This is a genomic window from Arthrobacter sp. USHLN218, from assembly GCF_037144715.1.
GTDB lineage: Bacteria > Actinomycetota > Actinomycetes > Actinomycetales > Micrococcaceae > Crystallibacter.
The window spans coordinates 191,743-215,671 of the sequence record NZ_JBBCYT010000008.1 but is presented as its reverse complement, the minus strand read 5'-3'; the positions used below and the strand labels follow the sequence as shown (position 1 = coordinate 215,671).

Genomic DNA, 23,929 nt, shown 5'->3' with positions numbered 1-23,929 from the left:
AAAGCGCTTGAAATTCACCTTTGAGGGCCGAGAGGTCACTGCCACGGACGGGCAAAGCCTGGCCGGCGCCCTGCACGCAAACGGGGTTTCCGTCCTGTCCCGGAGCCCGAAATACCATCGCCCGCGCGGCTACACCTGCGGTTTCTCCGCCTGCGGCAACTGCCCGCTGACCGTCGACGGCATGCCAGGCGTCCTGGCCTGCGCGACGCCGGCACGTGGTGGCGAGGACGTGCGGCGGGAACAAGGCTTCCCCGGTTCCGGGTTCGACCTAATCCGATCGGCGGACCTCGCCAAACCTTTGCTTCCAGCCGGTTTCCAGTTCCGCCTCTTCACGAAAAACCCGCGGCTGAGCTCCCTCGCCGGCACGTTCATGGCCGTGCTGGCCGGCGGAGGACGCATGCCGAGTCCATCGGCGGCAGCCTCCGCTACAGTCACGAAAGTCGTGCGGCAGGCGGCTGCCGTCCTGGTTGTCGGCGGTGGACCCAGCGGTTTGGCTACCGCGTTGGGCGCAGCTGAAGCAGGACAGGACGTCGTGGTCGTCGACCGCGCCTTCGACGGCGGCCGCGCGCTCGTTCGGACCGAACCCATCCACGATGCCGGCAAAGTTGTCGGCGATGTCCGGGAACACTTCGCCCGGCTGCTCGAAGCCGCCCGAAAGCACGGGAATATCACCCTCATCACCGGGACAGCGGCAGGCCTGCTGGACGGCGTCGTCCCCGTCATCGCCGGACGTGTCCGTTATGAACTCGAACCTGAACGGGTCGTCGTGGCAACCGGCTGCTATGAGGTTCCGGCGCTGTTCGCCAACAATGACCGGCCCGGAGTGATGCTGGCCGACGCGGCCGTCAAACTCGCCGAGCTCGAAGCCGCCCCGCCGGGACGCCGGATTGTCATCGCAACCGATTCGGACCGCGGCCACGACGTGGCCCGCCGCCTGACCGCTGCCGGCTGCCACGTGACCGCTGTCATCGACTCCCGCGCTTCAGGGGGCCGTCCCGCCGAGGGCTGGGAGGTACTGACGGGGCTGCGCCCGAGCAAAGCGCACGGCTGGTCACGGGTGCGTGCCGTCAGCTTCACCGGCGGCACTGGCCCGGTGAAAGTGCCCGGCGACACCCTGGTCCTCGCATACGGTCGGCGCAGGAGCGAGGAGTTTGCGCTGCACGCTGCCTATACAGCGGCAGGATCCCACCTCGACGTCACCGACGACAACCCCGATCTCCCCGCAGCGCATCTGGTCGTCGGAACCGCGACCGGGGAGATGACCTACGACACCGCCGAACTCCGCCGCAACGCTCAAGCACGATTCGGCCCTGACACGACCACCCATACACACGCCGTCATGGCACACCGTCCATATGAAGGAGATACCGATGCACAAGCATAAGTTGGGGACCTGGACAGGACTCGCCGTCACCGCCCTCGCATTCACGCTCACGGCGACCGCGTGCGGCGGCGGGGAGGCTGGCTCCGCAGGCGCAGACAGTCTGACCGTCGTCAGCTACGGCGGGCCCTACCAGGAAGCGCAGTCCACGGCCTTCTTCAAGCCGTTCGCCGAACAAAGCGGCATCAGCGTCACAGAGGACAGCCCCACCGATTACGCCCAGCTTCGCACCATGGTCGACAGCGGCCGCCCCACCTGGGACCTCGTCCTTGTGGCCAACGACTTCGGCACCGAAGCTGACGCCAAATACCTCGAACCGATCGATTACTCCGTCGTGGAACCCTCGGGTCTGATCGAAGGAGCCGACCAGAAGTACCGGCTGGCAGCCGACATCGAAGCGACTGTTCTGGCGTACCGCACGGACAAGCTCCCCGCAGAGCCGCAGTCGTTCGCCGACCTGTTCGACACGCAGAAGTTCCCGGGCAAGCGCATGTTCAACAAGCTGCCCTCCGGAGGAGTGCTCGAGGCGGCCCTGCTCGCCGACGGCGTGGCACCCGAGGATCTGTACCCGCTCGACGTGGACCGGGCCCTCGCCAAGCTCGACACCATCAAGGACGAGATCGTGTGGTGGGAAACCTCCGCACAGTCACAGCAACTGCTGGCCTCGGGCGAGGCCACGATGGGTCTGGCCTGGGTCGGACGCGCCGTGGACGCCGGCAAGGAAGCCCAGGTCGGGATCAATTGGGACGAATGGCTGCAGGTTGACGCGTACTGGGTGATCCCGAAGGGTGCTCCGAACGCCGGCAACGCGCAGAAGATGCTCGGCTACATCGCAGAGGAGGAACCGCAGAAGGAATTCGCCTCGCTCATCGGCTACGGTCCGATCACCAAGGCCGCGGCCGAAGATCCCGCGGTCAAGGCCGACGAGAACCGGCCCACGAACCACCTCGACACCCAGGTGCGGGTCGACGACGAGTGGTGGGGCGAAAACGCCGAAGCCGTCAACGAGAAGTTCCAGCAATGGCTGCTCCAGTAGCACTGCGCACCCGGACCCGCACGCCCGGGGCCCCCAACGGGCTTTACCTCCTGCTGCCCGCGGCAATCCTGCTATCGGTGTTCTTCCTGGTCCCGCTCTCGCTCATGCTCCAAACGAGCCTGAGCGAGGGCGGCCAGACGTACACACAGATTTTCGGCTCGCCGCTCTATGCGCAGGTCCTGTGGAACACGGCCAGGACCGCGCTGGTCACCACCCTGTGCTGCCTGGCACTGGCCTACCCGTACGCGTACGTCCTGAACCGGGCCGGCCCCAGGATGAAGCTTGTGATGCTGGCCGTCGTGCTGCTGCCCTTCTGGACCAGCCTGCTCGTGCGCAGCTTCGCCTGGGTCGGCCTGCTGCAGGACGCAGGGCTGCTAAACACCCTGCTCCAGGCCCTCGGTGTGGTCACCGACCCGCTTGAGCTCATCCGCACCCCGACCGGCGTGCTCATCGGCATGGTGCACGTGCTGCTGCCCTACATGGTCCTTCCGCTGGTCACCACCATGGGACAGATCGACCCGTCGGTCCTGCGCGCCGCGCAGAGCTTCGGCGCGGGGCCGTGGCAACGGTTCCAGCGGGTCTTCCTGCCCCTGACCCTTCCGGGCATCGTCTCGGGTTCGGTGCTGGTATTCGTGCTCTCGCTCGGGTTCTACATCACCCCGGCGCTGCTGGGCGGGACCTCCGACGTCATGATCGGGGAAACCATCGTGCAGGAGGTCACGCGGTTCGGGCCCGTCACTGCCAGTGCCCTGGGCCTGATCCTGCTGGCCGGTACCCTGGTCTCCGTCGCCCTGCTCCTGGCCGCCCGTTCCCTAGGCACGGCACGGAAGGGAGGAACAAAATGAGGAACGTTTCGCTGCGCTGGGTCGTCCTCGGCGTCGTCGCCGCGCTCATCGGCGCCTACCTGATGCTTCCCACGCTCATCGTCATCCCGATGTCACTGAACAGCTCCAGCGTGCTCGGCGTCTTCGGTGACGGATGGACCACGCGCTGGTTCGAGGAATTGTTCAGCGACAAGAGCTGGGGTGCCGCGGCGTGGACCAGCCTCCAGGTGGCCGCCGGCACCGTCGTGCTGGCCACTTCGGCTGGAACCGCGGCGGCGCTGGGGCTGCAGAAGATCAAGCCCAAATGGCGGCTGCCGCTCACGGCGCTGATCGTCAGCCCGGTCATCATCCCCCCGGTCATCATCGGCATCGGCAGCTACGTGCTGTTTTTGCGCTGGTATCTGGACGGCACAATCCTTGGCCTGATCATCGCCCACAGCGTACTGGCCATGCCGTTCGTCGTCGTCACGGTGACCGCAACCCTGGCGAAGGTAGACCCGGACTTCGAGCGGGCGGCCGCCAGTCTGGGGGCCAATCCGTGGACAGCATTCCGGCGCGTGACGCTGCCCATGATTGCCCCCGGCATGGTCGCCGGCGCGCTCTTCGCATTCGTTACCAGCTGGGACGAGGTCGTCGTCTCGATCTTCCTCACCGATGCCCAGACCCGCACCCTGCCCGTACTCATGTGGACCCAGGTCCGCACCCAGCTGACCCCGACGCTGGCCGCCGTCGGTGTCTTCCTGACCATCCTGTCGGTCCTCGCCCTCGTGTCCATGCGACGGCTCGAAAGGAGCCCCAAATGAGCTCGCCACGTCCCACCGCCGCCCTGTCCGTGGAGTCGGTGTCAAAGTACTACCGGGATTCCGCCGCAGTGGACGACGTCTCCTTCACCCTGGAGCCCGGCACATTCCTGACCATGCTCGGGCCCTCCGGCTCGGGCAAGACCACCACGCTGAACATGATCGCCGGGTTCACCCTGCCCGACACCGGCTCCATCACCGTCGCCGGCAAAGACATCACCCGGGTCCCGCCGCACCGGCGCGGCATCGGCGTGGTCTTCCAGAACTACGCGCTTTTCCCCCACATGACCGTCGAACAGAACGTCGCGTTCCCCCTCGAAATGGAAGGCATGCGCCGCCGCGAGGCCCTGACCAAGGCGCGCGCTGCCCTGGACATGGTCGAACTGGGCGCACGCGCCCGGCACTACCCCCGCCAGCTTTCCGGCGGTCAGCAGCAACGCGTCGCACTTGCCCGCGCCGTCGTGTTCGAGCCCCCGCTGCTGCTCATGGACGAGCCCCTCGGCGCCCTCGACAAACGGCTGAGAATCCAGATGCAGATCGAAATCATGCGCATCAGCCGCAGCCTGGGCTCCACCGTGGTCTACGTGACCCATGACCAGGAAGAAGCCCTGGTCATGAGCGACCAGATCGCCGTTTACAACAACGGACGCATCGAACAGATGGGCACCAGCCGCGACCTTTACGAGGCACCCCGCACCCTTTTCGTCGCCGATTTCATCGGCGAATCCGTCCGGCTCCCCTGCGCCATCGAACCCGGCGGCGTCCTGCGCGGCCAGGGCTGGGCCGGGCGGGCTCCGGAGCGCAGCTGGGCGGGCGCGGACAACCGCGCTGTACTCGTCATCCGCCCCGAGGACCTGACCATCACTGCCATCGACGGCGATACCGGGCCCGGCGAGAACTCCATCAACGGCACGGTCCAGGACATCATCTACGTCGGCTCGGCGCTGATCTACCTCGTCCGCGTGCCCGGAGGCGGGGAAATCGAAGTCCGCGCAGCGCGCACCGGCACGGGGGCATCCATCACCGCGGGCAGTCGCGTCCGCGTCGGCTGGGTACCGGAGAGCGCCGTGCTCGTCGCCGAAGGCCCCGCCGCCACTACCTCCCCCGCTAAGGGCACCGACCGGGAAACGGAGTACGTCGCATGATCAACGGCGCGATATCGCACTGGATGACCCGGGAAAAAACGGCCACCCGCCCGCAACTGGAAGGACACATCGACGCGGACATCTGCATCATCGGTGCCGGCTTCACCGGCCTCTGGTCCGCGTTCCACCTGACAAACCTCCGGCCCGGAGCACGGATCATCGTCCTTGAGAAGGAACAGGTCGGCTACGGAGCCTCCGGACGGAACGCAGGATGGCTCTCCCCCCTCGTGCCCGGCAACCGCAAAGCCTTCGCACGAACCGCCGGAAACCGGCAGGCCGCCGTCCGGCTGCAGGAACGGATGCTCGAAGCCGTCGACGAGGTTCTCGACACGATCCACAGCGAAGGCCTCGATGCGCAGGCACGGCGCAGCGGGAACGTCGTCGTCGCACGCACTCCCGCGGCCATGCAGCGGCTGCGCGCCCGCCGCCTCAGCGACCTGCAGTGGGGCTACCCGGAAAACGAAGTGCAGGAGCTCGATGCTGCCGCCGTCGCGGCCAGGGTCAACGTCGCCCAGGCCCAGGGCGGCCTCTACTACCCCACCGTCGGCAGGCTGAACCCGGGCCGCCTAGTCCTCGAACTCGCCAGGCTCTGCGAGGACCGCGGCGTCGAAATCCTCGAGCACTCACCCGTCACGGAAATCACCGCGGGACGTGCCACGACCGCAGCCGGCGGAGAAGTCCGCGCCCCGGTGGTGCTGCGCTGCACCGAAGGTTACTCCGCCACCCTCGGCAAGGAGCGACGCCGCATCATCCCCGTCAACAGCTCCATCGTGGTCACCCAGCCCCTGCCGGAGCAGGCCTGGAACGAGATCGGATGGAACGGATACGAATGCCTATCCGACGCCGCCCACGTCTTCAGCTACCTGCAAAAAACGGACGACGGACGCATCCTGATCGGCGGACGCGGCAACCCCTACCGATTCGCCTCCGGCACCGGAGGAAACGGAGAAACGGACCCGCACACCGTCCAGGCGCTCGTCCACCGGCTGCACAGCCTGTTCCCGCAAACCACGGAAGTCCCCATCGCCCACGCCTGGTCCGGCGTGCTCGGCGTTACCCGTGACTGGTGCGCATCGGTCGCCTACGACCCCGTCAACGGTCTCGGACACGCCAACGGCTACGCCGGCCACGGCGTCACCAGCGCCTACCTCGCGGCGAAATCCCTCGCGGAACTCTCAGCCGGCAAAAAGGAAGAGGACGCGGTCCTGCCCTGGGTCGGACACCGGACCCGGAACTGGGAACCCGAACCCATCCGCTGGCTGGGAGTCCACGGCATGTACCGGCTCTTCGCCCTCGCCGACCGCTGGGAAGAGAAAACCAACGCCGCGAAAACCTCCTGGCTCGCGAGGGCCGGAAGCCACCTCGCCGGACTCAACGACTAAAGTCATCCAAACAAAAAGAGAGAAAAGACCAGAGGTGGACACAATGTCGGTCGCGGCAACCCCCAGCACCCGGAACGGAAGCGACCAGGCGGACATCAGGCGGCAACAAATCCTGGCCGCCGCGGTTGAATGCATCAGCGCCAAAGGATACGAAGGAGTCCGCCTCCGAGACGTCAGCAAAGCGGCGGGTGTCTCCATCGGCCTGATCCAGCACCACTTCGAATCCCGCGAAGAGCTCCTCGAGTACGCTATCCGCCATGCCAGCGCCCAGCTGGCGCAACGCTTCCATGCCGTCGGAGACGAAATGGCGGACCCCTGGGAGCGCATCGAAGCCCTGATTGAACAGTGGTGCGCCCTGTCCGACATCAGGGCCCACAGCCGCCTGTGGCTTGAATTCGCAGGAGCGGCCTCGAAGTACCCCCAGCTACAGCCACATCTCATGGAGGTGTACCAGAACTGGGACTCATACGTGCGCCGGGCCGTTCAGGACGGAACCGCCGCCGGCACCCTCGAACCGGCCATGCCCATCGACGACGTGATGGCGGTTTTCATGGCCTACTTCGACGGCTACGAATTCGATATCGCCACCGGCCTGATCGACGACGACACCGCTGCATTGCGCCGCCGCACGGTTCACCTCGCCCGAGCACTGTTCCAACCAGAAAACATGCCCTGATCGGCGGGTTCCCGCTCCGAGCACGAAACAAACAAGACCCTTTAGAAAGGAGTCCGGCATTGACCGCGACCGCACAGACCACTACCCAGCCCGGTTACCGGGTGCTCAATCCGGCCACCGGCGAGGTGGTGGAGGAGTTCCCGACCGCTACCGATGCCGAGATCCAGGACGCCCTGGCCAGGTCCCAGGAGGCCTTCCAGTCCTGGAAGGAAGTGCCCATCGCCGAACGCGCCAAGATCGTGGCCAAGGTCGCCGACCTGTTCACCGAGCGGGCCGATGAGCTCGCCGCCATCATCACCGAGGAAATGGGCAAGCCGCTCTCCCAGTCCAAGGGCGAGGCCGAGTTCTGCACTGACATCTTCAACTACTTCGCGACCGAGGGCCCGGCCCTGGCTGCGGACCAGGAGATCAAGGCGATCGGCGGCGGCCGCGCCCTCATCCAGCGGCTGCCGGTCGGCCCGCTGCTGGGCATCATGCCCTGGAACTACCCCTACTACCAGGTGGCCCGGTTCGCCGCACCCAACCTGGTGCTGGGCAACACCATCATCCTCAAGCACGCCGAGTCCTGCCCGCGCTCGGCGCTGGCGATCCAGCAGATCATGGACGACGCCGGCATCCCGGCCGGCGCGTACATCAACGTCTTCGCCACCCATGAGCAGATCGCGGACATCATCGCTGACCCGCGCATCCAGGGCGTCTCGCTGACAGGCTCCGAGCGGGCCGGCGCCATCATCGGCGAACTGGCCGGCAAGAACCTGAAGAAGGCCGTGCTCGAGCTCGGCGGCTCCGACCCCTACGTCGTGCTGGACGCCGAGGACGTCCCGGCCGCAGCGGCGGCGGCCTGGGAGTTCCGGATGGAGAACACCGGCCAGGCCTGCAACTCCAACAAGCGCATGATCGTCATGGACGACATCTACGACGGCTTCGTCGCCGAACTGGCCAAGCAGGCCAAGGACCTCAAGCCCGGCAACCCGGCCGAGGAAACCGAAGGCACCTTCGCCCCGCTGTCCTCCCGCGCCGCAGCCGAGGCCCTCGCCGAACAGCTCAAGGACGCGGTCAACAAGGGCGCCACCCTGCACGCCGGCGGCCAGCTGCACGACGGCCCGGCGGCCTACATCGCCCCCGCCGTCCTCACCGGAGTCACCCCGGACATGCGTGCCTACACCGAAGAGCTCTTCGGCCCGGTCGCCGTGGTCTACAAGGTCTCCTCCGACGAGGAAGCCCTCAAACTGGCCAACGACACCCAGTACGGCCTCGGCGGCGCGGTCTTCTCCACGGACGAGGAACGCGCCCGCAGGATCGCCCACCAGCTCGAGGTCGGCATGGCCAACGTCAACGGCCTCGGCGAAGGCGCAGACATCCCCTTCGGCGGCGTCAAACGCTCCGGCTTCGGCCGCGAACTCGGCCCGCTCGGCATGGACGAGTTCGTCAACAAGCGCCTCTTCTACATCAGCGGCTAACAGCCTGTATTCGGCGAGGGCGGCGGACCTCCAAAAGGTCCGCCGCCAATCCCACTTTTCCCGCAACCAAGGAGTTCACCTGATGAGCCGCATCGCCATTATTGGTGCCGGGCTGGCCGGCCTGACCGCAGCGAAAACCCTGCACAGGGCCGGACACGCCATCACCGTCTTCGAAGCCCGGGACCGGGTCGGCGGACGCGTCTGGTCAGAGGAAATCGACACGTTCTATGGTCCCCGCGTGATTGAGCGCGGCGCGGAATTTGTGCTCGACGCCTACACGGAAATGCGCCGCCTCGCAGACGAAAACGGGCTGACGCTCGTGGAGACCGGCATGAGCTATTACGTCCGGGAGCCGGGGGACACACCCTTCACGGCCGCAGACATTGTCGAGGCTGGCAAAGCAGCAGCGGCCGCCCTGCCAGCTGCAGACCCGTCAACTACGGCGGAGGATCTGCTGCAGCAGCTCGACGAGGATATCCACCTCGTGGACGCTCTGCGGGCACGCATCGAGATCTCGACAGCCGTGGGAGCTGAGGAAGTAACAGCGAAAGCTCTCACTCAGGTTGCCTCCTTCGAACCCAAGAAGAGCTGGCGCGTCGGGGGAGGAAACCAGTCCCTTGCCAAGGCGCTGGCCGCGCAGCTCGAGAGCGCGATTCGTTTCAACACCCCCGTAAACCGGGTTGAACCCCGCGTTGACGGTGGCGCCACCATCACCTCGGCCGACGGCGAGGAGCAGTTCGACACTGTCGTCGTCGCCGTCCCTCTTTCCGTCCTTCGGGACCGGTCTTTGATCGAAACGCCGACTAGCGAAGAACGGCAACGGGCACTTGAGGGGATCGTCCAGGGCCACGCGGTGAAGCTGCATGCAGCGCTGCGCCAGGTTCCCGCGACATCGGCCGTGATGTCGGTAACGGGGCGCTATTGGACCTGGACCGCCGTCGATGCCACCCAGGAGGTCGCACCGGTACTCAACAGCTTCATGGGTTCGTACAAGGCAATCGAAGCGGCAGGAGTAGCGCAGGACCCCTCTTCCTGGCTGAAGGCCGTTCGGGAGCTGCGACCCGACCTGGAGATCGGCGACACCGCAATCGCCACAGATTGGTCGCACGACCCCTACGCCCAAGGTGCCTACGCCGCCCACTCACCGTCCTTCAGCATCGATGACAGCGATGTACTGGAGGCTCCGATCGGCGACGTTTACTTCGCCGGCGAATACACCGAACCGATCTACACCGGACTCATGGAAGGCGCGATCCGCAGCGGACAACGCGCGGCCCAACGAATCCTTACATCAACCCGGCTCACCCCAGAGGTAGCCAAATAACCAAACTGCATCGAATTCTTAACACCAAATGGGCCGCAGCCGGAGCTATCCCGGAACACCGGGTCGTCATTGGAACACCGGAAGCGACCCCCGTCGTCACCGCTTCCCTCGCCACCGTAGAAACCGGCTTCTGGCGGGTCACGAAGGTGAATGCGCAACGCCGGTTTGCTCCCGCTAACGGCGACGTAATCCAGCTGTCCCCCGCTTCACTGTCAGCATGGAAGACGGCTGGATAAGGCCGCTGGTCATCCGAAGACCCTCGTGAAGGCGTATGCCACCCTAAACACCGCACCCTCCCAGGGTTGGTCTATCGCGAGGGTTGGCCATGCAGGAGGCGCACCACAGCCCTAGATCACGAGACTAAGAAACTCGGCAAGCGGGTTCGCCGGAAGAGTCCAGCCCGCGTCCCTGATGCCTGCATAAGTGCTGGCCTCAGTACCGGATGGACTGGGGTTTGACCACGGCGCTTGGTGCCCTTAAAAACCCATGTTCGCCGATAACGGCGCATATGTAGATCCTCAATGAGTACTCCCGGCGGCTTGGTCATCCTTCGGCAGGTCCCTGCTGCAAGCCTGCGAGGAGCGGGCTGAGTCTGCAGAAGTCGCTGGTGATGCCACTTGATTTCTCCTTTTATTCATCGGATCTTTAGCTACGCCCGATGGACGGCTGTGGCGTAGGCCAAATGGCAGTCAGCGGCCGTGAGAACCAGCCAAATGGGGTGTCCTTAAGACTGGTCTGTAGGCAGACGCTTCGATCTGCGCTGAGGCGAAGAATTTCCTGTACGGAAGCGGTGAAGGAGCCGCCCGGAACGAAAGGAATTCTCATGAATGCTAATGCCAAGGAAACCAAGATGAGCCGGCGTAAGCGCGCTTTCGCTATCGCGGCCGCGTCGGTTGCGCTCGTGGGCGCGACCGCGACCGCTGCCAGCGCGTACACGCAGCTTGCTCCCGGAGAGAGCAAGGACTTTGGAACCAATCTTATCGGTCCCACTGTCATTTGCCTGACCAATACGGGAGGGCAGTACGGCACAGTCACGTTCAGCGCTCCCGGTTCGCGCGCCGAAACCGACAATATCCGGCCTTTCCAGCGATATTGCAAGGAAGCCTGGTGGTGGGGATTCGATGTCAATATCACCAATAACGGGCCGACGTACCTGGGCGCCGAGTACGGCAGCTGGTTCTCCTTCTAGAAAGCCATAGAACGGAGACCCCGTTCGAGGCCGTGATCGGGTGCGTTGGAGCAGATCTACCGATTTCTCCAACGCACCCGCCCCGAGAGCGTTGCTCCTGGCGGTTACCAATAGACCCAAAATGTCCGGCTCTGTCCGGGCCACCACATAGGGAAAGTCATGACACGCGAAGAAGCATTTGCAAGCTGCCCGCCAGGGTCGTACGTGGAGCAGTATCACGGCCAGTGGCTCGTCATACCGTTTACCCCGGTCGTCAGGCGCGCGGAACCGCCGGAAGCGTCGGACGCCGACTGGTAAAGCACCCAAGCCGGGACGCTCGAGTTATCTAGTGCCGTCCCGGCTCCGGCTTGCCCGTGTGCAAAGCGTTGACAGGTTTGCATCGGGCGAGCACTATGGCTCCAACCCAGTCTCCACGGCTCAGGGATTGGAGAGCACAGTGGCAGGTGTCACCAGCAGGATCGACCGGGTCTGGATCTGCTCGGATCAGGTCTCCGGAGGACCGTGGCCGGCGATGCTCGTCTCAGGCGATACGGTAGTGGCGTTCGCCCCGGGCCTGCTCTGGCAGAGACCTCCCGAAGACCTGTATGTAACGACAGACGACGAGTCAGGCACCGCCACGGAACGTTGGACGGTGGCCCATGTAGCTGTCGACCCCGAAGATCAGGCGGACGATGCGGCACCCTCGGCCGGGGCAGTCCGGCTTCATGAGCCCGTTTTCACCCTGGCACCGATGGAGCGCGAAGACTTTGTCGCCGCTCTTGCCAGCCGGAGAGCGGAAAGAGACTCCCCCGGCAACCAACCCCGGCGGGACGGGCCTGGGGCCGACGCTTTGATCAGGGCGCTGGATGGGACGCCGGAGGAAGATGAAGAGGCGAAACGCGCACGCAAATTCTGGTGTCTTCTTTTTCCCTGGCACTGCCATCCTGGTGACGGCGGCGAGGACGACGATCCCGAAGCAGATCCACCACCGGTAGACGGTCCCCAACCTGACGGTCCCCAACCTTTCGGACCCGGGGACGTCGACTAAGCCGGGACCGTGCAGGCGCGAGAACATCCTTGGCGGCCGTTGCCGCATCTTCCTGCTGTGAGAGCAGCAGCCGTCCGGATCTTGTCTTCTGACGCCTTCACCTGCTTCGCCGCCTTCACCGTTGACCTGTTTTTCTTCTCCACTTTTCTGTTCGGCCGGGAACCGATGGATGAGACGTCGAGGCTCATCGTCCCCGTGCTCGCAGCCGTCGGGGCTACGCTCCTCATCTGGCGCCGTCAGGCGCCAGTCCTCGTCTTCGCAGCCGAACTGCTGATCAGCCTCGTGGCACCGGTCATCGTCCCGGACTATCATCCGACGGCCAGCCTGCTCGTCGCGCTATCAGCCGTGGCCGAAACCCGTTCGACCGGGTACTCGGCTGCAGCCGGCGTGCTGGCCCTCGTGCCGAGCTCGTTTAGCGTCGCCGTGAACCTACAGTTTGCCGATCCGGAGACCCGGACGGGTGAGGTGCTCATCAGCGCCGCCGGCTACCTTTTAGTGACCTTCAGCGCGTGGTTGATCGGTCGTTGGCAGGGGCGCAGCAGAACGCAACTGCAGGTGGCGGAGCGACGGCGTCTGGTGGCGGTCGAACGTGAACAGCGCCAGGCGGAAAGAGTGCTGACCGAGCGCCAGCACATAGCACGGGAACTCCATGACATCGTCGCCCACACCGTCACGCTCATGGTCCTCCACGCTGCCGCTGCCGGCCGCATCCTCGACCTCGACCCGGAAGGCTCCAAACGCTCCCTGAAGGTCATCGAGGATTCCGGGACCCAGGCCATGGCCGAACTCCGCCGGATGCTCGAAGTCCTCAACCGGTCCGGGATGGAGGCCGACTCGGCAGACCCCTCAGAAGGATTGGACCGGCTGGACGATCTCATCGAAAGAGCCAGAGCGGAGAACCTGCAGGTCACCCTGAGAATCATCGGGGAAGCCCGTGCTCTGGACCCCAGCGTCGGCTTGGCCGGGTACCGGTTCTTCCAGGAAGGGCTGACCAACGTTGCCCGGCATGCAGGTCCGGGCACAACGGTGGATATCTCCATCGAGTGGACGGACCGATGGGCCGAACTGAGCCTTAGGGACGATGGAGCCGGAGAGCCGGAACCCGTTGCGGGGGCCCTTTCAACTGGAAACGGCCTGATCGGGCTCCACGAAAGGATCACGATCGCCGGAGGCATCATGGATGCGGCTAAGCTGCCCCACGGCGGCTTCCGCATGTACGCCCGGCTGCCTGTGGCCGCCGCTGCCGGAAACGGCCGGGACCGGGAAGACGTAACGGATACCGACGGTGCGGCCGGCCAGAAAGCCAGATGGCTGCAGCGAATGCCCCTCAGAACGAAAAAGTCACCCGGGAACCCCTCATGAGCATCCGTGTACTTCTCGCAGACGATGAACCGCTGGTCCGCACAGGGCTCTCGCTCATCCTCTCAACCGACCCGGACATCGACGTGGTGGGAACCGCAGGTACCGGCGAAGAAGCACTCACCTTCGTCAGCTCAAACAACGTCGACGTAGCAGTCATCGACGTCCGGATGCCCGTCATGGACGGAGTCGAAGCCATCCGATCGATCACTGCTCTGGGCGTCTCCACGAGAACACTGATACTTACGACGTACAACACCGATGAGGCCGTCTTTGCTGCCCTGCGGGCCGGCGCAAGCGGTTTCCTGCTCAAGGATGCTGCGCCCGCGGACCTCATCAACGCGGTCAAGGCGGTCGCCCAGGGCCAGGGATGGCTCGCCCCCGCTGTGTCCCGCACTCTTATCGAGGAATTCGCCATCAAGCCGGCAGGTATCGACGCCACAGCTGTCAAAGCTGTCGAATCGCTAACTGACAGAGAACGTGACGTGCTCATCTGCATTGCCTTGGGCATGTCCAACAAGGAAACGGCCAGGGCCCTGTTTCTGCGCGAAGGAACTGTAAAAACACATGTCAGCCACGTCCTGATGAAGCTGGGCGTGCGCGACCGCGCACAGGCCGTAAGTATCGCCTACCGTGCCGGACTTGCTGAAGCCCGAACACCGAAGGCATCACAAGGAGCAGAGCCAAACAGGAAACCGAAACAGCGCTGATGCAGTAACCCTGAAGTGTCAAACAGCCCGTGCTGATGAGCGCGTATTCAAACGGCCCGGGACGAAGCTTAACCCGTGAACCCACACGACCGACAGAACGACAAGGAAGGCGGCCTCTATCTCCTCGACGTCAACAGGGAAAGCTTTGGCACCGATAACGGCGCATATGTCCTTCCCGAGGGACACATCCGCTGCAGGCTGCTCAATCTCGCGCGGTGCCGTCCTCCACACCGGCAGGGAGGCGACCAGGCCGATATCACCCAGGCCAGCACGACCGGGCCGTCGGAGATCACCGGCACTAACCGGCCGGTCCACGTTTGGGTAAAAGCCCTCTCAGGAGAGCAGTTCGAGCTCCCAGTCCTTAAGATCGGCCACCGGCGCGAACAGGCGTGCGTCGATCTCATCGAGGGGCATGCCGTTGCGGACCCGTGACGGCCAGTCCCTGTTGCCCAGGGCCGCCTTGCCGAGGGCCACGACGTCGGCCGCGCCGTCGGTCAGCATGGATACAGCAGTCTCGGGGTCGTCCAGGTGGCCGTTGGCAATCACCGGCAGCCCGGCGTGTTGCTTGGCCAGGGCGGCCAGCGAGGGTCCCTGATTGCCGAAGGCCGGTGCGTAGGCCTTGTACTCGGTGGTGTGGATGAAGTCGACTCCGGTGGCGGCCAGAGTGGAGAAGATGACTTCAGCTTCCTCGGCTCGGCCGGCCCACCGGTGGTCGTGGTCGCTGACTTTGGACTGGGAGATCCGGATGCCCACGGTCATGTCCGGGCCGACGGCCTCCCGGACGGCGCGTGTGATTTCCGCGGGGAAGCGCACGCGGTTCTGCGCGGAGCCGCCGTACTCGTCGATGCGGAGATTGAGGTAGTCGGTGAGGAACTGGTCCAGCAGGTAGCCGTTGGCACCGTGGATTTCCACGCCGTCGAACCCGGCTTCTTTGGCGTGCAGCGCGGCGGCCACGAAACCCTGGCGGACCTCCTCCATCTGCTCCGGAGTGATTTCGGCCGGCACCCGGTACGGGCCCTCCCCGCGGTAGAAGTCCAATTGCTCCCCCTTGGGGGCGACAGCAGAGGGGCCAATGGTGCTGTCCTTGAAGCGGCTGCCCTGCGCCTGGGATCCGGCGTGCATGAGCTGGGCGAAGATCGTGGACCCGGCCGCGTGGACGGCGTCGACGACCGTCGCCCAGGACCGGGACTGCTCGTCGGTGGCCAGACCGGGCTGGTACAGGTAGCCCTGGCTGTGAGCGGTGTCGGTGTAGATCCCCTCGGTGATCAGCAGCCCGAATCCGCCGCGCGCGAAGGCCTCGTAGTAGGAGACCATCTTCTCCGTCACCAGCCCGTCCTCGGTGGCGCTGACGCGGGTCATGGGGGCCAGCGCCACACGGTTGGGCAGCTGCGTGGAACCGATCTGAAGGGGCGACCAGAGCGGGGCGAGGTTCGTCATGATGATCTCCTTAAACTCTTTCCAGGGCCGGCGCCGCCTCTAGTACGACATCTTTCGTACTACTAGAGGTATCGTACAATGAGTGTTGAGTCAATCAAGCGACTAGGAGGCTGGTTGCAGGTGCGCACTCTCGCTCACCCCGACCGGGGCGAGTTGCAGCTGGATACCGTCCTGTCTGCATTCTCCGATCCAGTGCGGCGACGGATTGTCGACCAGCTCGCGGATGGCCCTGACGACCAGGCGTGTAGCGCTTTCCAGCTACCGGTCAGCAAGTCCACCTCCACACACCACTTCAGGGTCCTGCGTGAGGCCGGCGTGATCGAACAGCGCTACAGCGGCACCTCGATCCTCAATACGCTGCGCGCAGCCGACCTCGAAGCACGATTCCCAGGGCTGCTTAAGGCGGTCCTTCAAGCTGCCCGCGACGAAACACCCTCCCCCACCGCCGAGCGGCTCTAACGGCCGCAGGCCCGCGAGGCCCATTCGAAGAGACGCAGAGCGCCTTGTGCTTCCGCTGTTCACTGGCAGCTCACGCTCACTAGCGGGCTGCGGCACCCACTCTTGCCCTCCCTCGAAAGCTCAGCGCTGTCCTCGGCTCTGGTCCCGCAGCGCCAGCCACGTTCGCTCCTGATTCCCGAGACACCGATAACGGCGCATATGACCAGTTATAGGAGGAGGGATGGTTCGTCGCCTAACCGTCTGCGGCAGCGCCTTATTAGTCCGATGCGACCACGTCATCCGTAACTACCAGTCGTCGCTCGCCCAACCCGTCTTCGCGGATCCAAGCTGCCCCGACTTCGGGCGCGACCTGCATTACGGTGCCGCTGATCCTCGTCCCAGCCAGGTCCAGGGCCTCGACATGCTCGCCTTCGTTCCAGATCATCTCTGCCATGGTGCTCCTCCGGGTCGGTCATCCTATGCTTCTTCCACTTCCGGGGCGCCCGTATCGTTCCCTTAAAAGAGCCCTAAGCCACGGAGCAGATTCCTTGGCTTGATGTGTGGTCGGCTACGCAAAGAGCCATGAACGGCCGTCGAGTGACAACTGCCGAAACGGCGCCTATGACGTCCAGATAGCTGAGTGTGGGGGTTGTCCCATCGCCCGCTGCAGGTTTAGCTTCGCCGTGACTGCCGGGGTGCCCGGGCGGTCACGGCGAAGCCGGGTTTTCCGTTATCTGGTGTCTTCCTGTCCGTTGCGTTCCATTGATGAATGGTGGTGGTGGCCGGGGTGGTGTTCTTCGTACTCGATTTCGAGCTCGTCCGCGGTGGTAAGTCCGGCGGGCAGGTCGACGGTGTGGCGGGGGCCGGTGTAGGTATGTTTGACGCGGAGCTGCCAGGCCAGCCAGAGGACGAGCAGGGTGCCGCCGACCACCAGCGGCGTGTAATTCACGAACTTCCACTCGAACCCGGGGTTCCAGGGGACGCCGCCGGATGAGGTGGGCAGGATCGCGATCGTGGTGGTGATGGCGATCTCGATGACGGCGATCAGGTTGAGCCACTTGTAGTGGCGGCCAAGCGTCCAGCTGCCGGATTGGAAGGCGGCGCCTTTGCGGAGGCGCTGGTAGATCGGGATGGCGAAGGCCAGGTAGAGGCCGACGACGCCGATGGAGACGACGGCGTTGAACGCTACCGGGACCGGTGCGCCGTTGATGTCCACCGGCACGAGGGCCGGCAAGGTGAGGATGATCGCCAGCGCGGCGACCAGGGCGACGCTGTAGAGCGGGACTCCGCTCTTGTTGAGCCGGGTCCAGATCCGGGCGCCGGGGACTGCGCCGTCGCGGCTGAAGGCGAACAGCATCCGGGTGGTGGAGGTCATGCAGGCCATGGCGCAGAAGCACTGCCCGACGGTGGAGATCACCAGCACGGTGCTGACCCAGGGTCCGCTGAGGGCCTGGTTGAGGATGGTGACGACGCTGCCGCCGCTGGCGGACACGGCGTCAGCATCCTGCACCGCGAACAGGATGCCCAGCAGCAGGATCCAGCCGCCGATAGCCGAGTAGAGGATGGCCTGCCAGATGCCGTTGGCGGCCGAGTTGGAGGCGCCCTTGGTCTCTTCGGACATGTGGCAGGAGGCGTCGTACCCGGTGACGGTGAACTGCGGCAGGATCACGGCCAGCGGCAGCACCAGGAACACGAATCCGAGTCCGGTGGTCGCGCCGTCGAACATGCCGGTGTTGTTGATCCGCTGCGTGAACACGTCCGCGAGGCTGGCGTGGCGTTCGGGCACGAAGATGATGATCGCGATGATCGCGACCGTGCCGATGACGTGCCACCACACGGAGATGTTGTTGAAGATGGCCAGCAGGTGGCTGGAGAAGATCGAGAGCAGCGTGACGACGAACAGCACCGCGATGAAGATCAGGAACACACGGGTCAGCGAGTATCCGTCGGCCCACGCCTGGCTGAACGAGGACAGGGTCACGTCGATGAAGGTGGCGCAGCCGTAGGAGACGGCGGCGACGATCGCGAGCAGGCCGAGGAAATCGAGCCAGCCGGTGAAGTAGCTGGATCTCAGGCTGCCGAGCTTGGCGGCCCAGTAGTACATGCCGCCGGAGGTGGGCATCGCCGAAACGAGTTCGCCCATGCACAGCCCGACCACGAGGATCAGCGCGCAGACGACCGGCCAGCCCCAGCTGATCGCCATCGGGCCGCCGTTGTTCCAGCCGATGAAAAAGCTGATGAACGGGCCGCTGAGGATGGAGATCACCGAGAACGAGATGGCGAAGTTGGAAAAGCCGGACCAGGAACGCTTCAGCTCGGGCTTATAGCCCAGCTCGGCGAGGAGATCGTCGTCCGAGCGCCGTGACGGGGAAACAGACATGACAGGAAGTCCTTGGAGTGTGGAACGGATCGTTTTCAGGGATAAGGCCCCGCCGCCAGGGTTGTTGCCCCGGCGGATGAGGAGCCCCGCGGGACTGCGGCTGCGGTCCGGACCCACGTCGGCGTAAGTTCCGGCCCCGCACTTTCGTGTGATGGAGCCCACGTCCGCGGCGGTGCTCTCCACTGTAGCGGCCGCTTTGAAATTTGAAAATAGTTTTTATTGCATTAGCGCCGCGAGCCGCCTAGTATCGGTGAGACAGATCACACCGGGCCGGCGGCGAGCATGCCGGCCGAACGCAGAAAGTGTCGAGATTCCCATGACTGTTGTGGAAACAGGACGGTTTTCCGTCCGCCGCTCTTCCTCCTTCGAGCAGGTTCCCGGGGACCTGCCGCCGGCCGGCCAGTTCATCAACGGCCGCTTTGTTCCCGGCACCTCCGGCGACACCATGAACATCGAGGACCCGGCGTCGGGGAACGTGGTAGCCGCGGTGGCTGCCGGCACCGTCGAAGACACGGATGCGGCGATCGCTGCCGCGGTGGCCGCGAAGCAGGCCTGGGCTGCCGCCACCCCGAAGCACCGCTCGGACGTGCTCCACCGGATCGCCGGCATCATCGAGGACAACCGGGAGCTGCTGGAGCGTCTGGAAGCGCTCAATACCGGCAAGCCGGAGGCCGTTGCCGAGGACGACATCACCAGCGCGCTCGACACGTTCCGCTTCACCGCCGGCGCCGCCCGGTCCCTGACCTCGCTGGCGGCCGGGGATTACGCCGAAGGGCATACCTCGGTCATCCTGCGGGAGCCGGTCGGCGTGGTGGGCGTCATCACCCCGTGGAACTACCCGCTGCTGATGGCCGCGTGGAAGATCGCCCCGGTGCTGGCCGCCGGCAACACGGTCGTGCTCAAACCCTCGGAGCAGACTCCCCTGTCGACGCTGAAGCTGGCCGAACTGATCGCCGCGGAACTTCCCGCCGGCGTGCTGAACATCGTGACCGGGGCCGGCTCCGTGGTCGGCCAGCGGCTGGCGGAGCATCCGGACGTGGACCTGGTTGCCATCACCGGCAGCGTCGGCAGCGGCCAGAAAGTGGCGGGCAGCGCCGCCGGTACCGTGAAGCGGGTGCATCTGGAGCTCGGCGGCAAAGCGCCGGTCGTCGTGTTCGACGACGCCGACCTGCAGGCAGCTGCCGCCGGGGTCCGGTCCGCAGGCTTCTGGAACGCCGGCCAGGAATGCGGCGCCGCCTGCCGGGTCCTGGTGCACGCATCCGTCGCGGAGAAATTCACCGAGCTGCTGGTCCGCGAAGTGTCCTCGATCATCGTCGGCGGACCGGGAACAGGAACCGAGACCGAGGTCGGGCCGATGATCTCCCGGGCCCACTTTGAGCGGGTGCAGGAAGCCCTCCGGCAGGCGAAGGCCGACGGCCTGAACATCGCCGTGGGTGGCTCGGCCATCGAGGGGCCCGGCTACTTCATCGAACCGACGGTCATCACCGGCGTACCGGCCGGCGCCGGGATCAGCGGCCAGGAAATCTTCGGTCCGGTCGTCTCCGTCGAAACCTTCGGCACGGACGAGGAAGCCGTGCAGCGGGCCAACGAAACCCCGTACGGGCTGGCCGCCTCGGTCTGGACCACCGATGCCGCCCGGTCGCTGAACATCCCCCGCCGGCTCGATTTCGGCACCGTCTGGGTCAATTCCCACCTGGTGCTGGCCTGCGAAGTCCCCTGGGGCGGTTTCAAAGGCTCCGGGTACGGCCGGGACCTGTCCCTCTACGCGCTGGAAGACTTCTCGCGCACCAAGCACGTCATGATCAACCACGGCGCCTGACGCCCCGCATCACCAGGAGCAACCAAATGACCGCCTCTGCACCCGTGAACCCGCTGAGCAATTCCTTCACCCCGCCCATCCCCTTCGACACGCAGAAGCCGTGGAGCAACTGGGGCGGGAACCAGACCGCCACGCCCGCGTTCACCGTCCGCCCGCGGAACGAGCAGGAAGCGCTGGACACCGTCCGCTTCGCCATCCGGGAAGGCCTGCCGGTCCGGGCCGTCGGCGCCGGCCACTCCTTCACCCCGCTCGTGCACACCGGCGGCGTCCTGATGGACCTTTCCGCGCTGACCGGTGTCACCGGCACCGACAGCACCCGGCTGCGCGCCCGCGCCCTCGGCGGCACCGCCATCAGCGCCTTCGGCGACGCGCTCTGGGACAAGGGCCTGGCCCTGTCCAACCAGGGCGACATCGACAAGCAGTCCATCTCCGGGGCCATCGCCACCGGCACCCACGGTTCGGGCATCGAACTGGGCTGTTTCTCCTCCGCCCTGCGCTGGGTGAAGCTGATCAACGGGCACGGGGAAATCGTGGAAATCGGCGAAGACCAGCTGCGCGAACTGCGCGCCGCGCAGGTCGCCCTGGGCACGGTGGGCATCTTCCTGGAAGTCGAGCTCCAGGTCAGCCCGCGCTACCACCTGCAGGAACAGATCAGCTACCCGACCTGGGACGAAACCGTTTCCACCTGGGACCGCGACATCGCCGACAACCGGCACTACTCCTTCCTCTGGTGCCAGGCCGAGGAATCCGCCGGGCTCTACGAACTGCCCACCCCCGCCGGGGAATCCATGGTCAACCGCAGCTACACCAAGCGCTACAACGCCATCACCATGGACGCGAACGAATCCGGCATCGACCTGACCGAAGGCGCCCGCCGTGACCGCTCCTACCGGGTCTACCCGGGCGGGTTCATGATCCCGTTCCACGAGATGGAGTACTACGTCCCCGCCGAACGCGGCCGCGAAGCCGTGGAAACCGTCCAGCACCTGATCCGCACGGCCCATGCAGACCAGAAGTACCCGATGGAAGTCCGCTGGGTGAAGCAGGACGACTCCTATCTCTCCCCGTTCTACAAGCGCGACACCACCGTCATCTCCGTCTCCGGCGCCCCGGGCACCAACTACTGGCCGTACCTGCGCGACGTCGACGCGGCCCTGCAGCCCTTCGACGCCCGCGCCCACTGGGGCAAGATCCACTTCATGACCAGGGAACGACTCGAACGCCTGTACCCGGAACTGGATACCTTCCTGGCCGTCCGGCGCGAATTCGACCCCCGCGGCGTCTTCCTCAACGACCACACCCGCGCCCTGCTCGGCTAAACCCTCCCTGTCACCCGCGGCCGGCGGTCCCCCACGGAGACCGCCGGCCCCGCCTGAAAGCAGAAGGCAATCTTCATGGACGTAATCGGCCAGGTCATCATCTTCATCATGATGGGCTTCCTGCTCATCGGCGCGGTCTGTGCGCTCTTCAACGACGAAACGGGTTTCGGCAGGGAATTCAAGGAAGGCATCCACGCCATCGGACCCATCTTCCTGCCCGTCGCCGGCATCATGACCCTCGTACCGGTCCTCAGCCAGCTGGTCACCACCTATCTGGCCCCGGTCTACGCCTGGTTCCACGCCGACCCGGCCCTGGCAGCCACCACCCTGATCGCCGGGGACATGGGCGGCTACCACCTGGCACACGCCACGGCAGGCAGCCACGGAGCCTGGATCATGGCCTTCGCCGTCAGCTTCACCGCCGGCTCCACCATCATTTTTTCCATCCCGGTCGGGCTGACCATGCTCGACAAACGCGATCACAAATACATGGCGCTCGGCGTCATGTCCGGCCTGCTCGCCATCCCCTTCGCCGTCTTCATCATCACCCTGATCCTGCAGACCGGCGCCACCCCGCTGCGCAGCGACATCTCGACCACCTCCCCCTCGACCACCCCGTTCGACCTCCCGATCGGGAGCATCCTGCTCAACCTGGTGCCCTTGGTCCTCGTCGTGTCGGTGCTGGCCCTGGGCCTGCGCTTCTTTTCCCGCACCATGGTGCGCGCCTTCATCGTGTTCGGACGGGTGCTGGACATCATCATCAAACTTGCCCTCGCACTCTCGATCGTCCAGTACTTCACCGGCATCTTCGATGTCTTCGGCACCTGGCCGCTGGCACCGTTCATCGCCGACTCCGAAGACCAGTTCCGGGCCCTGGAAGTCGCCGGCTACATCGGTGTCATGCTCGCCGGGGCCTTCCCCATGGTCTACGGCATCCGCAAATGGCTAGGAGTCCCCCTCGAACGCGTCGGCAGGCGCCTGGGCTTCAGCGAGGAAGGCGCCGCGGGAATCCTGGCTGCAGCGGCGAACATCCTCGCCCTGTTCCGCGTCATCAGGCTGATGCCGCCACGGGACAAGGTCCTGGCCATCGCCTTCGCGGTCTGCGCAGCCTTCACCTTCGGTGACCACCTTGCCTTCAGCGCCAACTTCCAGCCCAACATGGTCTTTCCCCTAATGGTCGGCAAACTTGCCGGCGGCGTGATCGCGATCCTGCTCGCGCTCTGGCTGGCGCTGCCCTACGCCCGGGTGCTCGAAGCCAGGGACCGGGCCGAGGGCACCATCGCACCGCTGGAATACGCACCCCGCACCAGCCGGCACCACGACACCCAAGACAATCCGGACAACCGCTCCGCAGACTCCCCCGACCCTCTCCAGGCCCGGGCAGGATCAACCCCGTAGCCCCCGCCGGAACAGCCACGGCTCCCAGGCACACCGCCCGGGAGCCGTGGCCGTTGCGGTCTTGTCGCGTATCCCCGACCCCGAGGCCGGGAAATCACAGCAGCAATAAAAACCACGGCGCCTGACCATGCAGACCCGCCGCCACGGGAACCTTGTTCGGCGAGTCCGCCAGCCGGTCCTCCAGCAGTGCCCCCGGCAGGTGATCGGCGCTGCTGGACGCGATCACCCGCAGGTCCGCGTTAGCCAGCACCATCGGCTGCAGACCCCGGCCCGGGCCGACCAGGAAGCGTTCGAACCTGGCCGCAGGGATATCGGCCCCGGCGACGCCAGCGAATCCCGCCCCGGTGATCAGCGGCAGCGAAAGGGTCACCGTATAAGCGTTGGTCCCCCCGATATCGACATAGGGGCCGGTCACCGTGGTCTGTCCGGAAGCAGCAGGAGAGGAGAACCAGGAACGCGAAGAATAATCGTAAAAGGCATCCCGGCGCGGATTCAGACTGTGCGCCACAAACTCCAGCCCGCCTCCCCTGCCCAAACGCCACCACTCCAGCCAGTAGGCGCTATCGGCCAGGTAATCCGCGGCCACCGCGATCCCGATACCGTCCATCGGCGGTTCCGGACGATGCAGGCACGCCTGCAGCTTCTCCCGGATCCCGGCAAGGTCCGCGCGCACCGGGCGCCGCCCCTGCTGCTCGGCACCGGCCAGCAGGGAACATGCAGCCGCGGCGGCCGCGGACAGTTCCGCCAGTGCCGCGTCCAGGTGCCCCTGCACACTGGCCGCGATGGCTTCCAGGGATCCGCCGTGATCAGCCATCCGGCCCCGTC

Annotated in this window: 20 protein-coding genes; 16 read left to right on the top strand and 4 right to left on the bottom strand. The window is 65.5% G+C overall.

The features are described from left to right. Positions 1-7 precede the first annotated feature (7 nt). From WFH44_RS18035 to WFH44_RS17980, 12 genes are all read left to right on the top strand, one after another. Positions 8-1,384: a 2Fe-2S iron-sulfur cluster-binding protein gene (locus WFH44_RS18035; protein ID WP_336715539.1), complete on the top strand. Its 1,377-nt coding sequence runs from the start codon at positions 8-10 to the stop codon at positions 1,382-1,384. After that, positions 1,371-2,417: an ABC transporter substrate-binding protein gene (locus WFH44_RS18030; protein WP_336715537.1), complete on the top strand. Its 1,047-nt coding sequence runs from the start codon at positions 1,371-1,373 to the stop codon at positions 2,415-2,417. Before WFH44_RS18035 ends, WFH44_RS18030 begins: the two co-directional genes overlap by 14 nt. Then, a complete protein-coding gene (locus WFH44_RS18025) occupies positions 2,402-3,262 on the top strand; it encodes an ABC transporter permease (RefSeq protein WP_336715536.1) in 861 nt (286 codons plus the stop codon). Before WFH44_RS18030 ends, WFH44_RS18025 begins: the two co-directional genes overlap by 16 nt. Continuing rightward, on the top strand, positions 3,259-4,044 hold the full coding sequence (locus WFH44_RS18020; protein WP_336715534.1) for an ABC transporter permease: 786 nt from the start codon (positions 3,259-3,261) through the stop codon (positions 4,042-4,044). Before WFH44_RS18025 ends, WFH44_RS18020 begins: the two co-directional genes overlap by 4 nt. Next, positions 4,041-5,186: an ABC transporter ATP-binding protein gene (locus WFH44_RS18015; protein ID WP_336715532.1), complete on the top strand. Its 1,146-nt coding sequence runs from the start codon at positions 4,041-4,043 to the stop codon at positions 5,184-5,186. Before WFH44_RS18020 ends, WFH44_RS18015 begins: the two co-directional genes overlap by 4 nt. Beyond that, on the top strand, positions 5,183-6,568 hold the full coding sequence (locus WFH44_RS18010; protein WP_336715530.1) for an NAD(P)/FAD-dependent oxidoreductase: 1,386 nt from the start codon (positions 5,183-5,185) through the stop codon (positions 6,566-6,568). The genes WFH44_RS18015 and WFH44_RS18010 overlap by 4 nt, the downstream gene beginning before the upstream one ends. Positions 6,569-6,611: 43 nt before the next feature. Next, a complete protein-coding gene (locus WFH44_RS18005) occupies positions 6,612-7,244 on the top strand; it encodes a TetR/AcrR family transcriptional regulator (RefSeq protein WP_336715528.1) in 633 nt (210 codons plus the stop codon). A 59-nt stretch (positions 7,245-7,303) separates the two neighbouring features. After that, a complete protein-coding gene (locus WFH44_RS18000; protein WP_336715525.1) occupies positions 7,304-8,704 on the top strand; it encodes an NAD-dependent succinate-semialdehyde dehydrogenase in 1,401 nt (466 codons plus the stop codon). Between the two features lie 4 nt (positions 8,705-8,708). Then, on the top strand, positions 8,709-10,028 hold the full coding sequence (locus tag WFH44_RS17995; RefSeq protein WP_336715595.1) for a flavin monoamine oxidase family protein: 1,320 nt from the start codon (positions 8,709-8,711) through the stop codon (positions 10,026-10,028). A gap of 823 nt (positions 10,029-10,851) precedes the next feature. Beyond that, positions 10,852-11,217 (top strand): hypothetical protein, encoded by a 366-nt coding sequence (locus WFH44_RS17990; protein WP_336715523.1) that lies wholly within the window; start codon positions 10,852-10,854, stop codon positions 11,215-11,217. A gap of 1,084 nt (positions 11,218-12,301) precedes the next feature. Further along, on the top strand, positions 12,302-13,606 hold the full coding sequence (locus WFH44_RS17985) for a sensor histidine kinase (protein WP_336715522.1): 1,305 nt from the start codon (positions 12,302-12,304) through the stop codon (positions 13,604-13,606). Beyond that, positions 13,603-14,313 (top strand): response regulator transcription factor, encoded by a 711-nt coding sequence (locus WFH44_RS17980; RefSeq protein WP_336715521.1) that lies wholly within the window; start codon positions 13,603-13,605, stop codon positions 14,311-14,313. The genes WFH44_RS17985 and WFH44_RS17980 overlap by 4 nt, the downstream gene beginning before the upstream one ends. Before the next feature lie 333 nt (positions 14,314-14,646). On the opposite strand, the gene WFH44_RS17975 is transcribed toward WFH44_RS17980, so the two are convergent. After that, positions 14,647-15,750 (bottom strand): NADH:flavin oxidoreductase, encoded by a 1,104-nt coding sequence (locus tag WFH44_RS17975; RefSeq protein WP_336715520.1) that lies wholly within the window; start codon positions 15,748-15,750, stop codon positions 14,647-14,649. Positions 15,751-15,828: 78 nt separating this feature from the next. On the opposite strand from WFH44_RS17975, the gene WFH44_RS17970 reads away from it, so the two are divergent. After that, complete coding sequence (locus WFH44_RS17970) at positions 15,829-16,209, top strand: ArsR/SmtB family transcription factor (protein WP_336715519.1); 381 nt, start codon at positions 15,829-15,831, stop codon at positions 16,207-16,209. A gap of 256 nt (positions 16,210-16,465) precedes the next feature. On the opposite strand, the gene WFH44_RS17965 is transcribed toward WFH44_RS17970, so the two are convergent. Further along, on the bottom strand, positions 16,466-16,642 hold the full coding sequence (locus WFH44_RS17965; protein ID WP_336715518.1) for a hypothetical protein: 177 nt from the start codon (positions 16,640-16,642) through the stop codon (positions 16,466-16,468). A 276-nt stretch (positions 16,643-16,918) separates the two neighbouring features. Further along, positions 16,919-18,568, bottom strand: coding sequence for an amino acid permease (locus WFH44_RS17960; RefSeq protein WP_336715516.1), 1,650 nt, complete (start codon positions 18,566-18,568; stop codon positions 16,919-16,921). Positions 18,569-18,884: 316 nt separating this feature from the next. On the opposite strand from WFH44_RS17960, the gene WFH44_RS17955 reads away from it, so the two are divergent. From WFH44_RS17955 to WFH44_RS17945, 3 genes are all read left to right on the top strand, one after another. Continuing rightward, positions 18,885-20,387 (top strand): aminobutyraldehyde dehydrogenase, encoded by a 1,503-nt coding sequence (locus WFH44_RS17955; RefSeq protein WP_336715514.1) that lies wholly within the window; start codon positions 18,885-18,887, stop codon positions 20,385-20,387. Between the two features lie 26 nt (positions 20,388-20,413). Then, positions 20,414-21,706 carry a D-arabinono-1,4-lactone oxidase gene (locus WFH44_RS17950; protein WP_336715513.1) on the top strand — a complete coding sequence of 431 codons (1,293 nt, stop codon included), beginning with the start codon at positions 20,414-20,416 and terminating at the stop codon, positions 21,704-21,706. Between the two features lie 75 nt (positions 21,707-21,781). Continuing rightward, positions 21,782-23,104 (top strand): ethanolamine utilization protein EutH, encoded by a 1,323-nt coding sequence (locus tag WFH44_RS17945; protein ID WP_336715511.1) that lies wholly within the window; start codon positions 21,782-21,784, stop codon positions 23,102-23,104. 94 nt (positions 23,105-23,198) lie between these two features. On the opposite strand, the gene WFH44_RS17940 is transcribed toward WFH44_RS17945, so the two are convergent. Next, the gene (locus tag WFH44_RS17940; RefSeq protein WP_336715509.1) at positions 23,199-23,918 is read right to left on the bottom strand and encodes a cache domain-containing protein; all 720 of its coding nucleotides are present in this window, start codon (positions 23,916-23,918) and stop codon (positions 23,199-23,201) included. Positions 23,919-23,929 lie beyond the last annotated feature (11 nt).

Coding starts and splice junctions, on each gene's coding strand:
- WFH44_RS18030 (WP_336715537.1), top strand. CDS start 1,371: ATGCACAAGCATAAGTTGGGGACCTGGACAGGACTCGCCGTCACCGCC.
- WFH44_RS18025 (WP_336715536.1), top strand. CDS start 2,402: ATGGCTGCTCCAGTAGCACTGCGCACCCGGACCCGCACGCCCGGGGCC.
- WFH44_RS18020 (WP_336715534.1), top strand. CDS start 3,259: ATGAGGAACGTTTCGCTGCGCTGGGTCGTCCTCGGCGTCGTCGCCGCG.
- WFH44_RS18015 (WP_336715532.1), top strand. CDS start 4,041: ATGAGCTCGCCACGTCCCACCGCCGCCCTGTCCGTGGAGTCGGTGTCA.
- WFH44_RS18010 (WP_336715530.1), top strand. CDS start 5,183: ATGATCAACGGCGCGATATCGCACTGGATGACCCGGGAAAAAACGGCC.
- WFH44_RS18005 (WP_336715528.1), top strand. CDS start 6,612: ATGTCGGTCGCGGCAACCCCCAGCACCCGGAACGGAAGCGACCAGGCG.
- WFH44_RS17990 (WP_336715523.1), top strand. CDS start 10,852: ATGAATGCTAATGCCAAGGAAACCAAGATGAGCCGGCGTAAGCGCGCT.
- WFH44_RS17980 (WP_336715521.1), top strand. CDS start 13,603: ATGAGCATCCGTGTACTTCTCGCAGACGATGAACCGCTGGTCCGCACA.
- WFH44_RS17975 (WP_336715520.1), bottom strand. CDS start 15,750: ATGACGAACCTCGCCCCGCTCTGGTCGCCCCTTCAGATCGGTTCCACG.
- WFH44_RS17970 (WP_336715519.1), top strand. CDS start 15,829: ATGAGTGTTGAGTCAATCAAGCGACTAGGAGGCTGGTTGCAGGTGCGC.
- WFH44_RS17965 (WP_336715518.1), bottom strand. CDS start 16,642: ATGGCAGAGATGATCTGGAACGAAGGCGAGCATGTCGAGGCCCTGGAC.
- WFH44_RS17960 (WP_336715516.1), bottom strand. CDS start 18,568: ATGTCTGTTTCCCCGTCACGGCGCTCGGACGACGATCTCCTCGCCGAG.
- WFH44_RS17955 (WP_336715514.1), top strand. CDS start 18,885: ATGACTGTTGTGGAAACAGGACGGTTTTCCGTCCGCCGCTCTTCCTCC.
- WFH44_RS17950 (WP_336715513.1), top strand. CDS start 20,414: ATGACCGCCTCTGCACCCGTGAACCCGCTGAGCAATTCCTTCACCCCG.
- WFH44_RS17945 (WP_336715511.1), top strand. CDS start 21,782: ATGGACGTAATCGGCCAGGTCATCATCTTCATCATGATGGGCTTCCTG.
- WFH44_RS17940 (WP_336715509.1), bottom strand. CDS start 23,918: ATGGCTGATCACGGCGGATCCCTGGAAGCCATCGCGGCCAGTGTGCAG.